Below are 1868 nucleotides of genomic sequence, written 5' to 3'. Positions count from 1 at the left end.
GGATTTCCGAATGTATTGATACGGATTGTATAAAATTATTATGTATTATTCCTCTTAAAATAAAAAGGCGGATCACTCCGCCTTTTTTTACGCTTTTAACAGGCACTCACAAGGCACGCCGTACTCTTTGGTGATCGCTTCAACTTGCCGCTTCTTTACGGCTGATACAGTGTAGAACAACAAAACAGGTTCTCCTAGTTGCTGTCGCTGTATGAATCGGAAAAGATATGCGTACTTCTCGACCTTTCGTTTGTTCTCGACCATTTTTTGCTGAATATCGACTTCCAAGAAGTACATCTGCCCGTGATAAGTGAAACGTGCATCGGACACGATGCTGTATTCCTTGCCGCCTTCTTTCCATCTTGTTTTTGCTTCGGCTTTCCAGTCAGACGGATAATGATAAAAAATATAGATGCCATTCCGCATGACAATATGTTCAATCGGACTATTTCGTCGAATGGTTGCCTCTCCGCCCACCAGCTCCGCTCCCCTTTTATTGAGATAGTACACATCCTCGCCGATTCGTTTTGTGTTCGTATATTCCCGTATACCTTGCAGCACCCGATTCGCATTCCGTTTGCTTCCCAGGTCGAACATATATTGAATTTGCGAACGGCTTAATGCGCCCAGGTTATTCAAAGTATATAGTATCTTCATTTGCCGTTCGGTGAGTTTTTCTAACTTTAGCAACGCGGTACACCTCCAATCGTTTTGCCATCTCTTCATCGCTGATATACGGCACTTGAACAATCTTTTTCTCATGCGTCTTGATGATCGCGCGTCCTGGGATGTCTGATGGCAACTCTTCTGCGCCATGTTCATCGATCACGACAGCTGACGCATATCCGGTCGGCAGGCGAAACGATATTTTAAGGTCCGCGTTCTGTTTAATCTGTCTTGGCAGAGTGTCAGCTGTTGGATATTGCGTACAAAAAACAAGTCGAAACCCCAACGCTCCACCGATACGAGCAATTTCAGAAAGGATGCTTTGACAATATGAAAGTAGGTCACGCATATGTTTTTCCATGAACTTTTCTGGAACGAGCTGCGCCGCTTCATCGACAATAATAAACGTTCGTTTTTGTATAGGTGTATTCACCACGTTTGACCATCCATTTTGCTTAAATTCAGCCATTTTTTGCTCGAGCAGTACCTTTATACTCGTTAAGCATTCAAATGCCTCTATTGGATCGCTGGCGACGTCTACGACCTGTTTTAGTTCACGGTAGCGCTCGAATTCAAGCCCGCCCTTTAGATCAATAATCAAAAATTCCACATCGTCAGGATGATGTTCAATAAGGTATGTCATCACCATTTTCAAAAACACTGTTTTCCCGAATCTCGTCGTCCCTCCTGCTACACAATGCGGTGTTTTGTCAAAATCGTGAAAATGCCATCCTTTCTCATTAAAACCGAGTGGAACGACCCAGCCTTTCATGTCTGGAACTTCGCTATACAGCACTTTTTCCGGAATGTCGTTTTGAAAAACATCGATGTATAGCCACTTCTTGAACGTGACTTCAACTGGGCGATCCAGAGTAGCAGCAAGTATTTCTTCGACTGGTTCCAACGCTTTTTTAGGCAGCCCTAACGGTACGCGATACACATAACGCACACAGTAGTCCTTTTGTTCGGTTGCAACAAGTTTCGGATAGACAAACTCCTTGCCCTCGACTGCTCCAACTTTCAGATTGCGAAATACGGTGTCAATCACCCGTTCCTCTTTCTGCTTGTTCTTAACTCCGGACAAGATTGCCGCTGAACCAGCAAGAACAGGAATCGCTAATAGTTCAAACAGTGAACTACCCACCACCTACGCTTCGCTTAGAGGTGGGGGCTTCAAGCGACTTGTGTGTGTTCGCTGAACG

2 protein-coding genes are annotated in these 1868 nt (G+C 44.5%); both read right to left on the bottom strand.

Features of this window, described 5'->3' with window-relative positions:
• Window positions 1-87: 87 nt before the first annotated feature.
• Window positions 88-690, bottom strand: coding sequence for a replication-relaxation family protein (locus DCC82_RS16855; RefSeq protein WP_233253081.1), 603 nt, complete (start codon window positions 688-690; stop codon window positions 88-90).
• Window positions 632-1810, bottom strand: coding sequence for an FtsK/SpoIIIE domain-containing protein (locus DCC82_RS16850; protein ID WP_233253080.1), 1179 nt, complete (start codon window positions 1808-1810; stop codon window positions 632-634). Before DCC82_RS16850 ends, DCC82_RS16855 begins: the two co-directional genes overlap by 59 nt.
• Window positions 1811-1868 lie beyond the last annotated feature (58 nt).

Source organism: Geobacillus sp. LYN3, assembly GCF_003064505.1.
GTDB lineage: Bacteria > Bacillota > Bacilli > Bacillales > Anoxybacillaceae > Parageobacillus_B > Parageobacillus_B toebii.
This window is presented reverse-complemented; position numbering and strand designations above follow the sequence as displayed.